The organism is Microbacterium sp. (assembly GCF_031180975.1).
Taxonomy (GTDB): Bacteria; Actinomycetota; Actinomycetes; order Actinomycetales; family Microbacteriaceae; genus Microbacterium.
In genome coordinates, this window is the sequence record NZ_JAPSLI010000002.1 from 61,299 (window position 1) to 75,539 (window position 14,241).

19 protein-coding genes are annotated in these 14,241 nt (G+C 70.2%); 17 read left to right on the forward strand and 2 right to left on the reverse strand.

Annotation, left to right across the window (positions count from 1 at the left end; genetic code table 11):
* Positions 1-10: 10 nt before the first annotated feature.
* Genes rpsP through trmD form a run of 4 tightly spaced genes read left to right on the forward strand, consistent with a single transcriptional unit; the run spans position 11 to position 2,029 of the window.
* Complete coding sequence (rpsP, locus tag RIF65_RS03385) at positions 11-445, forward strand: 30S ribosomal protein S16 (protein ID WP_309064435.1); 435 nt, start codon at positions 11-13, stop codon at positions 443-445.
* Positions 446-451: 6 nt separating this feature from the next.
* Complete coding sequence (locus RIF65_RS03390; protein WP_309064434.1) at positions 452-682, forward strand: RNA-binding protein; 231 nt, start codon at positions 452-454, stop codon at positions 680-682.
* The gene (gene rimM / locus RIF65_RS03395; RefSeq protein ID WP_309064433.1) at positions 645-1,307 is read left to right on the forward strand and encodes a ribosome maturation factor RimM; all 663 of its coding nucleotides are present in this window, start codon (positions 645-647) and stop codon (positions 1,305-1,307) included. Before RIF65_RS03390 ends, rimM begins: the two co-directional genes overlap by 38 nt.
* A gap of 11 nt (positions 1,308-1,318) precedes the next feature.
* Positions 1,319-2,029, forward strand: a complete 711-nt coding sequence (trmD, locus tag RIF65_RS03400; RefSeq protein WP_309064432.1) for a tRNA (guanosine(37)-N1)-methyltransferase TrmD — start codon at positions 1,319-1,321, stop codon at positions 2,027-2,029.
* A 129-nt stretch (positions 2,030-2,158) separates the two neighbouring features.
* Here the strand turns inward: trmD and map are convergent, their stop codons facing one another.
* Positions 2,159-2,941 (reverse strand): type I methionyl aminopeptidase, encoded by a 783-nt coding sequence (map, locus tag RIF65_RS03405; RefSeq protein ID WP_309064431.1) that lies wholly within the window; start codon positions 2,939-2,941, stop codon positions 2,159-2,161.
* Between the two features lie 103 nt (positions 2,942-3,044).
* On the opposite strand from map, the gene RIF65_RS03410 reads away from it, so the two are divergent.
* From RIF65_RS03410 to RIF65_RS03450, 9 genes are all read left to right on the forward strand, one after another.
* Positions 3,045-3,536, forward strand: a complete 492-nt coding sequence (locus RIF65_RS03410; RefSeq protein ID WP_309064430.1) for an MFS transporter permease — start codon at positions 3,045-3,047, stop codon at positions 3,534-3,536.
* 181 nt (positions 3,537-3,717) lie between these two features.
* A complete protein-coding gene (gene rplS, locus RIF65_RS03415; protein WP_309064429.1) occupies positions 3,718-4,065 on the forward strand; it encodes a 50S ribosomal protein L19 in 348 nt (115 codons plus the stop codon).
* A 125-nt stretch (positions 4,066-4,190) separates the two neighbouring features.
* Complete coding sequence (gene lepB / locus RIF65_RS03420; RefSeq protein WP_309064428.1) at positions 4,191-4,922, forward strand: signal peptidase I; 732 nt, start codon at positions 4,191-4,193, stop codon at positions 4,920-4,922.
* Complete coding sequence (locus RIF65_RS03425) at positions 4,919-5,578, forward strand: ribonuclease HII (RefSeq protein WP_309064427.1); 660 nt, start codon at positions 4,919-4,921, stop codon at positions 5,576-5,578. Before lepB ends, RIF65_RS03425 begins: the two co-directional genes overlap by 4 nt.
* Positions 5,579-5,646: 68 nt before the next feature.
* On the forward strand, positions 5,647-5,973 hold the full coding sequence (locus RIF65_RS03430) for a DUF2469 family protein (protein WP_309064426.1): 327 nt from the start codon (positions 5,647-5,649) through the stop codon (positions 5,971-5,973).
* Positions 5,974-6,095: 122 nt separating this feature from the next.
* Entirely contained in the window at positions 6,096-6,458 is a 363-nt protein-coding gene (locus tag RIF65_RS03435) for a YraN family protein (protein ID WP_309064425.1), read from the forward strand.
* Positions 6,455-7,984, forward strand: coding sequence for a YifB family Mg chelatase-like AAA ATPase (locus RIF65_RS03440; RefSeq protein WP_309064424.1), 1,530 nt, complete (start codon positions 6,455-6,457; stop codon positions 7,982-7,984). Before RIF65_RS03435 ends, RIF65_RS03440 begins: the two co-directional genes overlap by 4 nt.
* Positions 7,981-9,156, forward strand: coding sequence for a DNA-processing protein DprA (gene dprA / locus RIF65_RS03445; protein ID WP_309064423.1), 1,176 nt, complete (start codon positions 7,981-7,983; stop codon positions 9,154-9,156). The genes RIF65_RS03440 and dprA overlap by 4 nt, the downstream gene beginning before the upstream one ends.
* 36 nt (positions 9,157-9,192) lie before the next feature.
* Positions 9,193-10,095, forward strand: a complete 903-nt coding sequence (locus RIF65_RS03450; protein ID WP_309064422.1) for a tyrosine recombinase XerC — start codon at positions 9,193-9,195, stop codon at positions 10,093-10,095.
* 6 nt (positions 10,096-10,101) lie between these two features.
* Here the strand turns inward: RIF65_RS03450 and RIF65_RS03455 are convergent, their stop codons facing one another.
* Positions 10,102-10,734: a murein hydrolase activator EnvC family protein gene (locus tag RIF65_RS03455; protein ID WP_309064421.1), complete on the reverse strand. Its 633-nt coding sequence runs from the start codon at positions 10,732-10,734 to the stop codon at positions 10,102-10,104.
* Between the two features lie 327 nt (positions 10,735-11,061).
* Between RIF65_RS03455 and rpsB the strand changes: the two genes are divergently transcribed.
* The 4 genes from rpsB to frr all read left to right on the forward strand — a co-directional run bounded on the left by rpsB (position 11,062) and on the right by frr (position 14,238).
* Complete coding sequence (gene rpsB, locus RIF65_RS03460) at positions 11,062-11,928, forward strand: 30S ribosomal protein S2 (RefSeq protein ID WP_309064420.1); 867 nt, start codon at positions 11,062-11,064, stop codon at positions 11,926-11,928.
* A 45-nt stretch (positions 11,929-11,973) separates the two neighbouring features.
* Positions 11,974-12,801 carry a translation elongation factor Ts gene (tsf, locus tag RIF65_RS03465; protein WP_309064419.1) on the forward strand — a complete coding sequence of 276 codons (828 nt, stop codon included), beginning with the start codon at positions 11,974-11,976 and terminating at the stop codon, positions 12,799-12,801.
* Between the two features lie 91 nt (positions 12,802-12,892).
* On the forward strand, positions 12,893-13,609 hold the full coding sequence (gene pyrH / locus RIF65_RS03470) for a UMP kinase (protein ID WP_309064418.1): 717 nt from the start codon (positions 12,893-12,895) through the stop codon (positions 13,607-13,609).
* Positions 13,610-13,683: 74 nt separating this feature from the next.
* Positions 13,684-14,238 (forward strand): ribosome recycling factor, encoded by a 555-nt coding sequence (gene frr / locus RIF65_RS03475; protein ID WP_309064417.1) that lies wholly within the window; start codon positions 13,684-13,686, stop codon positions 14,236-14,238.
* Positions 14,239-14,241 lie beyond the last annotated feature (3 nt).

Consider the following 14,241-nt stretch of genomic DNA (forward strand, 5'->3'; position numbering starts at 1 on the left):
CAGGAGAATCGTGGCTGTCAAGATCCGTCTCAAGCGCATGGGCAAGATCCGTGCGCCCTACTACCGCATCGTCGTCGCCGACTCGCGCACCAAGCGCGATGGTCGCGTGATCGAGGAGATCGGCAAGTACCACCCCACCGAGGAGCCCTCGTTCATCGAGGTCGACTCCGAGCGTGCGCAGTACTGGCTCTCCGTCGGTGCCCAGCCGACCGAGCAGGTCACCGCGCTGCTGAAGATCACCGGCGACTGGGGCAAGTTCAAGGGTGACAAGGACGCCAAGTCCACCCTGAAGACCGCCGAGCCGAAGCCGGCCTTCGAGATCGACTCCGCAAAGAAGTCGGTCATCAAGCCGAAGGCGGAGAAGAAGGAGGAGGCTCCCGCTGCGGAGGCCCCCGCCGACGCTCCCGCCGAGGACGCAGCCGAGGCTGCGGCCGACTCCGAGTAATCCGTCGTGCTCGCCGCCGCGCTCGAACACGTCGTCAAGGGGATCGTCGATCACCCGGACGACGTCCGCATCACCGCATCCGCGTCGCCCCGTGGCGACCTCCTCGAGGTGCATGTGCACCCGGATGACCGTGGTCGCGTGATCGGGCGCGGCGGCCGCACCGCCAAAGCGCTGCGCACCCTCATCGCCGCCCTCGCCGATGGCCGTCGCGTCCGCGTCGACGTCGCGGACGACTGACGTGGCGGCCGAGAAGAACCAGCTCCGCGTCGGCCGCCTGCTCAAGGCGCACGGCCTCAAGGGCGCGTTGAAGCTCGAGCTGTACACCGACAACCCGGAGCGGCGTTTCGTCCCCGGCGCCGAGTTCACCTTGCAGGTGCCCGAGGCGTCCGCCTGGCACGGCAAGACCGTGACCGTGCGCGAGTACCGGGTCATGAACGGCAACCCGGTGGTGTTCCTGGAGGGCGTCGAGGACCGCACCGCGGCCGAGTCGCTGGTCCGCGCCATCCTGTGGATCGACCAGGACGACGAGCCGGAGGACAACGCCTGGTACGACCATCAGCTGGTCGGCCTGGAGGTCGTCCGCGACGACGTCCCGGTCGGGCGGGTGGTGCGCGTCGAGCACCTGCCCGCGCAGGACCTGCTGATCGTCAAATCCGGGGACCGCGAGGTGATGGTCCCGTTCGTCGAGGCGATCGTCCCGACCGTCGATCCGGTGGCCGGCCGCATCGTCGTCACGCCCCCTGCCGGGCTCTTCGAGGAGATCTCCGGCGACGACGTCGCGGAGCCGGATGCCGCGGATGCCGCCCCCGGTGCGGACGCCGGCAGCGCCGACACGGACGAGGGGCGCCCCGCCTCCCAGTGAGGCCACGCATCATGCGCGTCGACGTCGTCTCGATCTTCCCGTCGTACTTCGACGGACTCGCGCTCTCGCTGCTCGGCAAGGCGCGGGACGCCGGCATCCTCGACCTCCGCGTCCACGACCTGCGCGACTGGACGCACGACCGGCACCGCACCGTCGACGACACACCCTACGGCGGCGGCGCCGGCATGGTGATGAAGCCGGAACCGTGGGGTCTCGCGCTCGACGAGCTCGTAGGCGTGTCCGCGGATGCGCCCGCCGTGACCGGCGAGCGCCCCACCATCATCTTCCCGTCACCCGCCGGCGAGTTGTTCACGCAGCGGACCGCGCGCGAACTCGCCATGCGTGAGCATCTGGTGTTCGGCTGCGGCCGCTACGAGGGCATCGACGAGCGGGTCTTCGAATACGCGGCCGAGCTCGGCGAGGTGCGCCTCATCAGCCTCGGCGACTACGTGCTGAACGGCGGAGAGGTCGCCGTGATGGCGATGGTCGAGGCCATCGGCCGGCTGATCCCCGGCGTGGTCGGCAACCCGGAGAGCCTGGTCGAGGAATCGCACGAGGACGGGCTCCTCGAGTACCCGTCCTACACCAAGCCCTCCGTCTGGAGGGACCGCGCCGTGCCGGACGTGCTGCTGAGCGGCAACCACGGCGCGATCGCCGCGTGGCGTCGCGAGCAGCAGCTCGAGCGCACCCGCGCCCGGCGCCCCGACCTGCTCGGCGAGTAGCCCCTCGCCCCTTCTTCGCCGGTTCGCCGAATGCACGGCATCCCGTCGAGTGCACGCCCTGCCCGCGCGGGTTGCCCGTCCACTCGGCGAGTTCCCGTGCACTCGAGGAGGGGAGGCAGGGGAGCGCCGTCAGTCGACGCCCAGGAACGAGCGGTCGGTGAGGACGATCGGGCCGTCCTCGGTGACCGCCACGGTGTGCTCGGAATGCGCGCCGCGGGAGCCGTCGGCGCTGCGCAGCGTCCAACCGTCGGGGTCGGTGATGAGCTCGTCGGTGGTGGCCAGGAACCACGGCTCCAGCGCGAACACCAGGCCCGCGCGCAGCGGGAACCCGCGGCCGGCGCGGCCGTCGTTGGGCACGTGCGGGTCGCCGTGCATGATCCGGCCGACGCCGTGGCCGCCGAAGTCGGTGTTGATCGAGTAGCCCTCACCGTGCGCGACGGCCGCGATCGCGGCGGAGATGTCGCCGATGCGGTTGCCGACGACGGATGCCGCAATGGCGGCATCCAGTGCCCGCTCGGTCGTCTCGATGAGCCGCAGGTCCTCGTCGCGGGGTGTCCCCACCACGAACGACACGGCCGAGTCCGCCACCCAACCGTCGACCGACACGGCGAAGTCGAGGGAGACCAGATCGCCGTCCCGCAGCGTGTAGTCGTGGGGAAGGCCGTGCAGCACGGCGTCGTTCACCGACGTGCAGATCACCTTGCCGAACGGTCCGTTGCCGAACGACGGCGCGTAGTCGATGTAGCACGACTCGGCACCGGCCTTGCGGATGAGGTCGTGCGCGTGACGGTCGATCGACAGCAGGTTCGTCCCCACCTTCGTCTCCTCCCGCAGGGTCGCCAGGGTCTCGGCCACGAATCGGCCGGCCGCGCGCATCTCGTCGATCTCGGCAGGGGTGCGCAGTTCGATCATGGGGGTCCTCTCGTCCGCATCCATTCTCCCCGATGTGTCGGCAACGGAACGCTCACAGCGAAAGGCGGCCCACACACGACCGCGACGCACGTACCATCGGAACATGCTCTTGCGACGCGCCCTCTTCCGCTGGCTGCTGCCGGCGGCGGTCGTGCTGCCGTTGTGGATGATCGTCGGCTGGGCGTTCTTCGGGCAGAGCGGCGCCGGTCTGTTGTGGGTGCTGCTGATGGCCGTGCCGTCGCTGTTTGTCGGACAGCTCGTTCTGACGCTGCTGACACGGTCTCGGCCGTCGGTCCGCGCCGAGCGCGCGCTGTCCTGGTGGGACGTCGCTGGCTTCGCCGCCTGGCACGGACTCACGATCGCCGTGGGATGCTTCATCGACGGCGCGTTCGGCTGGCTGCTCACTCTTGCGATCCTCGTCGGCCTCGGGCTGTTCTGGTTGCAGCTCTGGCAGCTGTGGAGCGAGGCCAAGGGCACCGGCGCACGGATCCGCGAGACGATCACGTGGGAGTCGGTGCGCGCCTCGGGTGAGCCGCGGCAGGACCGCGCTCGTCCCGACGTGGTCGTCATCGAGGAGAAGCGACCGCAGGACTGAGCGTCGCGCGCCGACGCCCGTTTTGGTGGGCTGATCCGTTCATGGCAGAATGGACTCTTGTGCCGTGACCCGGCTCTGCCTCAGGGGAGCCCGCGGTCGCCCAGTGCGCCGTTCGGCACGAACCCGTTCCTGTTCCTTCCATCATGCATCCGACCTGTGGCGAGTGCAGAGAGAGACGATCATGCAGATCCTCGACGCCGTCGACGCGGCTTCGCTCCGTTCCGACATCCCTGTCTTCAACCCCGGTGACACCGTCAAGGTGCACGTCAACATCACCGAGGGCAACCGCTCCCGCATCCAGGTCTTCCAGGGCGTCGTCATCGCCCGCCAGGGTGACGGCGTGCGCGAGACGTTCACCGTCCGCAAGATCAGCTTCCAGGTCGGCGTCGAGCGGACCTTCCCGGTGCACTCGCCGGTGATCGACCACATCGAGGTCGTCACGCGTGGTGACGTGCGCCGCGCCAAGCTCTACTACCTCCGCAACCTCCGCGGCAAGAAGGCGAAGATCAAGGAGAAGCGCGACAACTGACGCGCGGCGACCCTGCGAAACGGAACCCCGGGACATGGCGTCCCGGGGTTCCGTCGTTCGCGGCAGGGTGTGCGAACCTTGTATGTGCCGTCTTCCGGACGGCCGGCCACACGCAGAGGAAGTACATGTCGACTGAAGGCGCTCACGCAGCCACCAAGCCGCAGCGGCGCCGGGGTCTCGCGCTGTTCCTCCGCGATGTGCTGGTGATCATCGTCATCGCCGCGCTGGTGTCCTTCGTCGTCAAGACGTTCGTGGTGCGCTCGTTCTACATCCCCTCCGGTTCGATGGAGCGCACCCTCCTCGTCAACGACCGGATCCTGGTCGATGAGCTCACCCCGCGCTGGGCCGGCTATGAGCACGGCGACGTCGTCGTGTTCAAGGACCCCGGGGGCTGGCTGCCGCCTCAGCCGCAGCGCGCGCCCCGACCCGCGCTCGTGGAGGCGGCCGACTGGCTGCTCACGTTCGTGGGTATCTCCACCTCGGACGCGCAGGACCACCTCGTGAAGCGCGTGATCGGGACGCCGGGCGACCACGTGGTGTGCTGCAACGCACTGGGGCAGATCACCGTCAACGACGCGCCGATCGACGAGACGTCGTACCTCAACCTGCCGCAGGGCGACACCGCCGCCTCCGGCATGGACTTCGACGTGACAGTTCCCGAGGACTCGCTCTGGGTGATGGGCGACAACCGCGACCGCTCGCAGGACTCCCGCGCCCACCAGGACCTCCCCGGCGGCGGATTCGTGCCGCTGGAGAACGTCGTGGGCCGCGCCTTCCTGACGACCTGGCCGCTGGACCGATTCGGTCTCATCGACACCCACGACGAGGTGTACCGAGCCATCCCGGAGCCGGAATGACGGTCGTCGGGCCTCGCCTCACCCTGGAACGCTCGGTGCTCAAGGAGTACGAGCTGATCGTCGCGCTCGACGAAGTCGGTCGTGGTGCGCTCGCGGGGCCGGTCGCGGTCGGCGCGGCGGTGATGGATGCCAGAGGGGCGCGCCGCCGTGTGCCGGAGGGCCTGCGTGACTCGAAGCTGATCGTCGAGCACCGGCGGGCCGAGGTCGCCGAACGGGCCAGGGCGTGGGTGCCGGCATCCGCCGTCGGCTGGGCGAGCGCCGCCGAGATCGACGAGATCGGCATCATGCGCGCGCTCGGAATGGCGGCGTCGCGCGCGATCTCCTCGCTCGTTGATCAGGGCGTCACGCTCGAGCGCGCTCTGGTGATCCTGGACGGCAACCACGACTACGTCTCCGTCGTGCACCCGGAGCCGCTCACCGTGCGGCCCGTCATCAAGGCCGACCGCGACTGCGCGTCGGTGTCGGTCGCGTCGGTGATCGCGAAGGTGGCGAGGGATGCCCACATGGTGACGCTGCACGACGAGCATCCCGACTACCACTGGGTGCGCAACAAGGGCTACGCGAGCCCGGAGCACCGCAACGCGATCCGCGAATGCGGACTCTCGCCGTTCCACCGCGCGTCGTGGGCGATCGCCGACGCGCCGACGCTTTTCTGAACGCGATCGCGCGCCGGCGTCGACCCGCGGCACGGCGGCAGGTCTTCCGACTCTAGGATGGAGACATCATGGATGAGGATGCCTTCGACGACTACGACCGAGAACTCGAGCTCGCGCTGTTCCGCGAATACCGCGACGTCGTCTCGCAGTTCCAGTACGTCGTGGAGACCGAGCGGCGGTTCTACCTCGCCAACGAGGTCAACGTCGTGCGCCGCGACACCGAGCACGACTTCTACTTCGAGATCTCCATGAAGGACGTCTGGGTGTGGGACATCTACCGCGCCGACCGGTTCGTCAAAGCGGTGCGGGTGCTCACCTTCAAGGACGTCAACGTCGAGGAGCTGCAGCGCCGTGAGTTCGAACTGCCCGAGGAGCTGTCGCTCGACGGCAAGTGAGCTGACGCAGGCGGTTTCCGTTCGCTGACGTTCCCCCTGCACAACAGGCCGTTTCGGCCGACTCTCCACAGCGCCCGGGATTCGGCCGCTCGCGCGTCCGCGGGGTGCTTCAGGCTGTCGGCATGGCAGCGAAAGATGAGTTGGGGCGGGCAGGCGAGGCGCGTGCGGCAGCGCATCTGACCGCGCGCGGCTACGAGATCCTCGACCGCAACTGGCGGTGCCCGCAGGGCGAGATCGACATCGTCGCGCAGATCGACGGCGAACTGTGCTTCGTCGAGGTCAAGACGCGCCGCACCGAGCTGTTCGGGCATCCGTTCGAGGCCATCGACGAGCGCAAACGCCGACGGCTGTGGCAGCTCGCCTATGCGTGGGCGCACGCGCATCCCGAGATGTCGGCACGACGCCGGATCCGGCTGGAGGCGATCGGCCTGATCGGTCCGGACGCCGTCACCGCGCGTCTCGAGCACCTCGTGGACCTGCTGTGAAGACGGCGCGCACCTGGGCGGTCGCCCTGACCGGCGTCGACGGCCACATGGTCGAGGTGGAAGCCGACCTGTCCAACCAGACGCCGGAGTTCAAGATCATCGGACTGCCTGACAAATCGCTCGGCGAGGCGGTGCAGCGCGTGCACAACGCGTGCGCGAACTCCGGGCTGAGCATGCCGCGCCGCCGGCTCACCGTCAACCTGTCGCCGGCGAGCCTGCCCAAGCACGGCTCGGCGTTCGACCTGGGGATCGCCGTGGCGACGCTGGCGGCCGCTGGCATACTGCCGGTCCGAGCGATCCACGCCACGGTGCACATCGGAGAACTCGGGCTCGACGGCCGGCTGCGCCCCGTCGTGGGGGTGCTGCCCGCCGCGTACGCCGCCGCCCGTGCCGGATTCGAACGAGTCGTGGTGCCCTACGCCAATGCCGCAGAGGCGCGTCTCGTGCCCGGGATCGAGGTGCACGCCGCGGCGTCGCTCGCCGAAGTCGCGGCCGCACACGGCGCGGACGTGGTGGTGCAGGACGTGGAGCCCGTCCGTGCTGCCGAGGGGCCGGCTCCGGTCAGAGAGGAGCTCGACCTGGCCGACGTGGTCGGACAGGACGAAGCCGTCGAGGCCCTCGTGGTGGCCGCCGCCGGCGGGCACCACATGATGCTGAGCGGGCCGCCGGGCGCAGGGAAGACCATGCTCGCACGCCGGCTCCCCGGCATCCTGCCGCGGCTGGACGAGCAGCAGGCGCTCGAAGTCGCCGCGATCCGATCGCTGTCCGGCGAACAGGTGCTGGGGCTCGACCCGGTCGCACCGTTCGAGGCGCCGCACCACAGCGCGTCCGCGGTCGCGCTGGTCGGCGGCGGGTCGCGGGTGGCCAGACCGGGGGCGATCGTGCGCGCGCATCGCGGTGTGCTGTTCCTCGACGAGACACCCGAGTTCGCTCGGGTGGCACTGGACGCGCTGCGGCAGCCGCTGGAATCCGGGTGCATCGAGGTGCACCGGGCCGGATTCCACGTGACGTTCCCCGCCCGCTTCCAACTGGTCATGGCGATGAACCCCTGCCCGTGCGGCAACTACGGTGTCCGCGGAGCGGAGTGCACCTGCCCGCCCATCGCGATCCGCCGCTACGCGTCGCGGATCTCCGGCCCGCTGCGCGACCGGATCGACATCGAGCTCCAAGTGGCGCGCGTCGCTGCGTCCCGGGCGACCTCCGGTGAACGCTCCGAGCTGACCACAGCGGTGGCCGCCGCACGGGTCCGCGACGCGCGGGCGGCCGCCGAGGAGCGCTGGCGCGGCGCACCGTGGCGACTCAACGGCGAGGTGCCCGGCGCGAGACTGCGCCAGGGGGCGCTGCGACTCCCTCCGGCGGTGCGGACTCCGCTGGACCGCGCCCTGGAACGCGGTGTCCTCACCCTCCGCGCCTACGATCGCGTGCTGCGCCTGGCATGGACGATGGCGGACCTGGCCGGCCTCGAGCGCCCCGGCACGGACGAGATCGGTCGGGCGCTCTTCCTGAAGAGGGGGCTGCTGGCATGAGGACGAAGAACCTGACCGACTTGGTCCACGACGTGCACGTGCTCCGAGCGGCCGAGCGCGCGAGACCAGACCTGGATCCGATGGAGGTCGCCGCGCGGGCGGCCTGGTCGGTGCTCGTCGAGCCCGGCGACGGTGTGGCCGGCGCGCTGATCGCCGCATACGGTGCGGCCGCCGCGCTCGACCTCGCCGCCGGCGGGGGAGCGCTGCTGGACCGATCGGTCGTCGATCCCCGCGCCCTCACGGACGCACTCGCACGCTGGATGCCGCGCGCCGATCCGCGGGCTGCCGCCGATGCGTTGACGTCGTGTCACGACGTCGGAGGCCGGATGCTGCTTCCCGGCGACCCCGACTGGCCTGCGGGGTTCGACGATCTCGGCGTGCATGCCCCGCTGGTGCTCTGGGCGCGCGGTGATGCCGGCGTACTCCACGCCGGGCCGACGGTGTCGATCGTGGGCGCCCGCGCCGCCAGCGCGTACGGCGAGGCGGTGGCAGGGGAGCTGGCCGGGGATCTCGCGGCAACCGGCGCCGTCGTCGTCTCCGGCGGCGCGTATGGGATCGACGGTACTGCGCACCGGGCGGCGCTCGGCACTGGTGCGCCGACGGTCGCGTTCCTCGCCGGTGGTGTGGACCGTGCCTATCCGATCGGTCATCAGCAGCTGTTCGACCGCATTCGCGCCGAGGGTGCGGTCATCAGCGAGGTCCCGTGCGGGTCCGCCCCGACGAAGTGGCGGTTTCTGCAACGCAATCGCCTGATCAGCGCCGCCGGACTCGCGACCGTGGTCGTGGAAGCCGGCTGGCGAAGCGGTTCCCTGAACACCGCCGGTCACGCCTCTGCGCTGGGTCGGCCGCTGGGTGCTGTTCCCGGCCCGGTGACCTCACCGGCGTCGGCGGGATGCCACCGCCTGCTGCGCGAGTACGACGCGGTGTGCATCACCTGCGCCCAGGACGTCCGCGAACTGTGGGGCGACGGTCCGTCGCAGGTCGCGACCGCGCGCACCGACCCGGACGAGACCCGGCTGCTCGACGCGATGAGCTCACGCGGGGCACGGTCGGCGGCCGAGCTCGCTCGCCGGTCCGGCCTGTCGGTGGAGCGCACGCGTGCTCTGCTCGGGCTGCTGGCACTCGCGGGCAGTGCGGAGCAGCGGGAGCACGGTTGGATCCGGCGCGGCTGACGATCGTCCAGGCGCTCGGGCGGGCATGCTGGACGCATGCGGTATCGCGACGCGGTGGCGGACTTCCTGGCGCACCTGGAGCAGGTGCGCCGGCTGTCACCCGCGACGGTTCGGGCCTACCGCTCGGACCTCAACGACCTGGGCGAGGTCGCGACGCACGCCGATGTCGCCGACATCGACCTGGAGACTCTCCGCGAATGGCTGTGGCGCGCCACGCAGCGCGGCGATGCCCGCTCCACCCTGGCCCGGAGGGCCGCCGCCGCACGATCGTTCTTCGGCTGGGCCAGGGAGACCGATCTGATCGCCGTCGACCCGAGCCTGCGACTCGTGGCGCCGAAACGGTCCAGGACACTGCCGGTCGTGGCGTCGCAGGACGGGGTGCGGTCGCTGCTCGACGAGCAGCGCGCCGTCGCGGCATCCGGCGACCCGATCGCTCTGCGCGACCACGCCGCCCTCGAACTGCTGTACGGCGCCGGCATGCGCGTATCGGAGATGTGCGGGCTCGACCGCGACGACGTCGACCTGGACCGCCGGACGGCGCGAGTGCTCGGCAAGGGATCGAAGGAACGCGTCGTCCCCTTCGGGGCTCCCGCCGCGGATGCCGTCGGGGCCTACCTCACGCGCGGACGACCCGCACTGCAGGCACGGGCGGAAACCGCGACGCCCGCGCTCCTGCTCGGGGCGCGCGGCGCGCGGATCGGGCCTCGCACGGTCTACGCCGTCGTCGCTCGCGTCCTCGGGCCCGTGGTCGGGGCGGACACCGTCGGCCCGCACGCGCTCCGGCACTCCGCCGCCACGCACCTGCTCGACGGCGGCGCCGACCTGCGCGCGGTGCAGGAGATCCTCGGCCACGCCAGTCTCGGCACGACCCAGATCTACACGCACGTCTCCTCGGAGCGACTCGTCTCCACCTACCGCCTCGCCCACCCCCGCGCCTGACAACATTCACCCCGCGCAGCAGGGGAGCAGCACGGCCCGCGGGATGTCGCCGAACAGGCCGCGGGGGTTGACGTAGTCCCCGTCGATCCGCACACCGACGTGCAGCGTGCCCGCGGCGGCGTGCCCACCGGTGGCGACCCGCCCGACCTCCTCACCCGCGGCGACCGCCTCGCCCGGTGACAGCTCCGAGGAGACCGGCTCCAGCGTCGTGACATACCCGCGGCCGTGCTCGATCGTGATCAGCGGACGGTCCACCACGACCCCGCGGAACGCCACGATGCCATCGGCCGGAGCCCGCACGGTGGCGCCCGCGGAGGCGGCGACATCCATGCCCCGGTGCCCGGGGCCGTAGTCGTGCGCCGGTGCGCGGAACGGCGAGATCACCGTGCGTGGACCGCCGACCGGCCACGTCCACGGAAAGCCGGGCGCCGAGGATGCGCCGGAGTCCTCCTTGCCACTGGCGGCACCCTGCGGCGTGAGAGTCCCTGACGCGGCGAGCGGCGGCGGTGCCGCCGCGCCCACGGCATCCGACGATGCCGACCCGGCCAGCAACACGACCGCGCCGATCACCGCGCATGCCCGGAAGGCGCGCCGACGCGCGTCGGGCCGGCCACCAGCAGTCGCTGTGTTCCCGCTCATCCGGCGACTCTCGCACGGTTCGGTCGGCGGGGTCGTCCGCTTTCCCGACAGTGGGGGAGAACCCGCGGAAAGACGTCGATGTGCAGAGCGAAACGCGCGCCCGCGTGCGCCGCGCAGGCGTGTGTGCGCCGACGGCCATCCTGTATGCTGGACGAGCACCTCTCTTCGAGGTGACTACGCGTGCCCACAGCGACTTCGGTCGTGGCATCCACTCCCACAGGTCCCTCTCCGCAGGGCGGGTGTGCGCCGGGCGCCAGGATCGGCCGTCCATCCGGACGACGATGACAAACCTCAACGGCGCGTGAGCGCCAGAACAAGGAGACGACCATGGCTGTGGTCACCATCCGCCAGCTGCTCGACAGCGGCGTGCACTTCGGACACCAGACCCGTCGGTGGAACCCGAAGGTCAAGCGCTTCATCCTCACCGAGCGCAGCGGCATCCACATCATCGACCTTCAGCAGTCGCTGGCCTACATCGACCGCGCCTACGACTTCGTGAAGGAGACCGTCGCACGCGGCGGCACCATCCTCTTCGTCGGCACCAAGAAGCAGGCGCAGGAGATCCTCGCCGAGCAGGCTGCGCGCGTGGGCCAGCCCTACGTGAACCAGCGCTGGCTGGGCGGTCTGCTGACCAACTTCTCGACCGTGTCGAAGCGCCTCGCTCGCATGAAGGAGCTCGAGGAGCTCAACTACGACGACCCGGCCGCCTCGGGCTTCACCAAGAAGGAGCTGCTGCTCAAGAAGCGCGAGCTCGACAAGCTGCACAAGTCGCTGGGCGGCATCCGCAACCTGTCGAAGACCCCGTCGGCCCTGTGGGTCGTCGACGCCAAGCGCGAGCACCTCGCCATCGACGAGGCGAAGAAGCTCGGCATTCCGGTGATCGGCATCCTCGACACCAACGCCGACCCGGACGACTTCCAGTACCCGATCCCCGGCAACGACGACGCCATCCGCTCCGTCTCGCTGCTGACCCGCATCATCGCGGATGCCGCGGCCGAGGGCCTGCAGCAGAAGCACAACCCCGAGGCCGGCGACGCCGAGCCGCTGGCCGAGTGGGAGCGCGAGCTCCTCGAGGGCGGCGCCGAGGCGCCGGCTGCTGAGGCACCGGCCGCCGAGGAGGCTCCGGCAGCCGATGAGGCTCCGGCAGCCGATGAGGCTCCCGCGGAGGCTCCGGCCGAGGCCGACGCCAAGTAAGCCCCCCGCACACACGCACAGACACGAAGCAAGGAGCCACCACACATGGCCAACTTCACCATCGCCGACATCAAGGCGCTGCGTGAGCAGCTCGGCACCGGAATGGTCGACACGAAGAAGGCGCTCGAGGAGGCCGACGGAGACGTCGCCAAGGCCACCGAGATCCTCCGTCTGAAGGGTGCGAAGGGCAACGCGAAGCGTGCCGACCGCTCCACCAGCGAGGGCCTGGTCGTCGCGCGCGAGCAGGACGGCGCCGTGACGCTGATCGAGCTCGCCTGCGAGACCGACTTCGTCGCCAAGAACGAGCGCTTCATCTCCCTGGCTGAGAAGGTCGCCGACGCTGTCGCAGCGGTCGGCGCCGACTCGGTCGAGGCTGCGCTGGCCGCTCCGGCCGGCGAGCAGACCGTCGAGCAGCTGATCTCGGACGAAGCCGCGATCATCGGCGAGAAGGTCGAGCTCCGCCGCGTCCGCACCGTCAAGGGCGAGGGCCTCTCGGTCTACCTGCACCGCACCAGCAAGGACCTGCCGCCGCAGATCGGCGTCGTCGTCGCCTACACGGGTGACGACGCCGAGACCGCGCGCAGCATCGCGCAGCACATCTCGTTCGCGAACCCGTCCTACCTCTCCCGCGAGGACGTCCCCGCGGACGAGGTGGAGAAGGAGCGCGAGATCGTCACCGAGATCTCCCGCAACGAGGGCAAGCCCGAGGCCGCCCTGCCGAAGATCGTCGAGGGCCGTGTGTCCGCGTTCTTCAAGCAGGTCGCCCTGCTGGAGCAGGACTACGCGAAGGACAACAAGCTGTCCGTGGCGCAGGTCGCGAAGGACGCCGGCATCACGGTGACCGACTTCGCGCGCTTCAAGGTCGGCGCGTAACGACAACGAGGGGGTTCGGATCGTCAGATCCGGACCCCCTTCTTCGTGCCCAGAAGGCACTATCTTGAATCGGGACGAGAGGACATCATCCATGACCGCACGCACCGGACGCCGCCGCGTCCTGCTCAAGCTCTCCGGAGAAGCATTCGGGGCAGGACAGCTGGGGGTCAACCCCGACGTGGTGAGCCAGATCGCGCGCGACATCGCCGCTGCGGTCGATCGTGTTGAGATCGCCGTGGTCGTCGGCGGGGGGAACTTCTTCCGCGGTGCGGAGCTCAGCCAGCGCGGTATGGACCGTGGACGCGCCGACTACATGGGCATGCTCGGTACGGTGATGAACGCCCTCGCCCTGCAGGACTTCCTCGAGCAGGCAGGCGCCGCCACCCGTGTGCAGTCCGCCATTTCGATGACGCAGGTCGCCGAGCCGTACATCCCGCTGCGCGCGGAGCGGCACATGGAGAAGGGTCGCGTCGTCATCTTCGGCGCCGGCGCCGGTCTGCCGTACTTCTCCACCGACACCGTCGCCGCTCAGCGCGCACTCGAGATCGGTGCGCAGGAGGTGCTCGTCGCGAAGAACGGCGTCGACGCGATCTACACCGCCGACCCGAACAAGGACGCCACCGCCGAGCGCATCGAGCGGGTCACCTACCGGGACGCCCTGCAGCAGGGGCTGCGGGTCGTCGACTCGACCGCGTTCAGCCTGTGCATGGACAACAACATGGATATGCGCGTGTTCGGCATGGAGCCCGCGGGCAACGTCACCCGTGCCCTGCTCGGCGAGCAGATCGGCACCCTCGTCACCGCCTGACCGGCCCTGTGTGCGCGGGTCCCGGCCAGGGCCCCGGATAGAATTGCTGGAAACCCACGACGTAAGGAGACCCCGTGATCGCGGATGTCCTCGCAGAAACCACCGCACGCATGTCGCGCGCGGTCGAAGCCGCCAAGGAGGACTTCGCCACGGTCCGCACCGGGCGCGCCAACCCGCAGATGTTCCAGAAGCTGCTCGTGGACTACTACGGCACGCCCACCCCGCTCGCTCAGCTCGCCTCCCTCGCGAACCCCGAGGCGCGCACGCTCGTGGTGACCCCCTACGACAAGTCTGCGCTGAAGGCCATCGAGCAGGCGATCCGCGACATGCCGAACCTCGGGGCGAACCCGAGCAACGACGGCAACATCATCCGGGTCACCATGCCCGAGCTCACCCAGGAGCGCCGCAAGGAGTACGTCAAGCTGGTGCGCTCCAAGGGTGAGGACGCCAAGGTGCACGTCCGCGGCATCCGTCGCAAGGCGAAGGACGAGCTGGACGCGCTCAAGGCGGACATCGGCGAGGACGAGATCGCGCGCGGCGAGAAGGAGCTCGACGCTCTGACCCGCCAGCACGTCGACCTCATCGACGAAGCGCTCAAGCGCAAAGAGGCTGAGCTCCTCGAGGTCTGACAC

Bases quoted from the DNA above. Each gene is read 5' to 3' on its own strand.
- RIF65_RS03455 (WP_309064421.1), bottom strand. From the start codon at position 10,734: ATGAGCGGGAACACAGCGACTGCTGGTGGCCGGCCCGACGCGCGTCGG.
- pyrH (WP_309064418.1), top strand. From the start codon at position 12,893: ATGACCGCACGCACCGGACGCCGCCGCGTCCTGCTCAAGCTCTCCGGA.
- dprA (WP_309064423.1), top strand. From the start codon at position 7,981: ATGAGGACGAAGAACCTGACCGACTTGGTCCACGACGTGCACGTGCTC.
- rplS (WP_309064429.1), top strand. From the start codon at position 3,718: ATGCAGATCCTCGACGCCGTCGACGCGGCTTCGCTCCGTTCCGACATC.
- map (WP_309064431.1), bottom strand. From the start codon at position 2,941: ATGATCGAACTGCGCACCCCTGCCGAGATCGACGAGATGCGCGCGGCC.
- RIF65_RS03450 (WP_309064422.1), top strand. From the start codon at position 9,193: ATGCGGTATCGCGACGCGGTGGCGGACTTCCTGGCGCACCTGGAGCAG.
- RIF65_RS03435 (WP_309064425.1), top strand. From the start codon at position 6,096: ATGGCAGCGAAAGATGAGTTGGGGCGGGCAGGCGAGGCGCGTGCGGCA.
- rpsB (WP_309064420.1), top strand. From the start codon at position 11,062: ATGGCTGTGGTCACCATCCGCCAGCTGCTCGACAGCGGCGTGCACTTC.
- lepB (WP_309064428.1), top strand. From the start codon at position 4,191: ATGTCGACTGAAGGCGCTCACGCAGCCACCAAGCCGCAGCGGCGCCGG.
- RIF65_RS03410 (WP_309064430.1), top strand. From the start codon at position 3,045: ATGCTCTTGCGACGCGCCCTCTTCCGCTGGCTGCTGCCGGCGGCGGTC.
- rimM (WP_309064433.1), top strand. From the start codon at position 645: ATGGCCGTCGCGTCCGCGTCGACGTCGCGGACGACTGACGTGGCGGCC.
- trmD (WP_309064432.1), top strand. From the start codon at position 1,319: ATGCGCGTCGACGTCGTCTCGATCTTCCCGTCGTACTTCGACGGACTC.
- RIF65_RS03430 (WP_309064426.1), top strand. From the start codon at position 5,647: ATGGATGAGGATGCCTTCGACGACTACGACCGAGAACTCGAGCTCGCG.
- RIF65_RS03425 (WP_309064427.1), top strand. From the start codon at position 4,919: ATGACGGTCGTCGGGCCTCGCCTCACCCTGGAACGCTCGGTGCTCAAG.
- tsf (WP_309064419.1), top strand. From the start codon at position 11,974: ATGGCCAACTTCACCATCGCCGACATCAAGGCGCTGCGTGAGCAGCTC.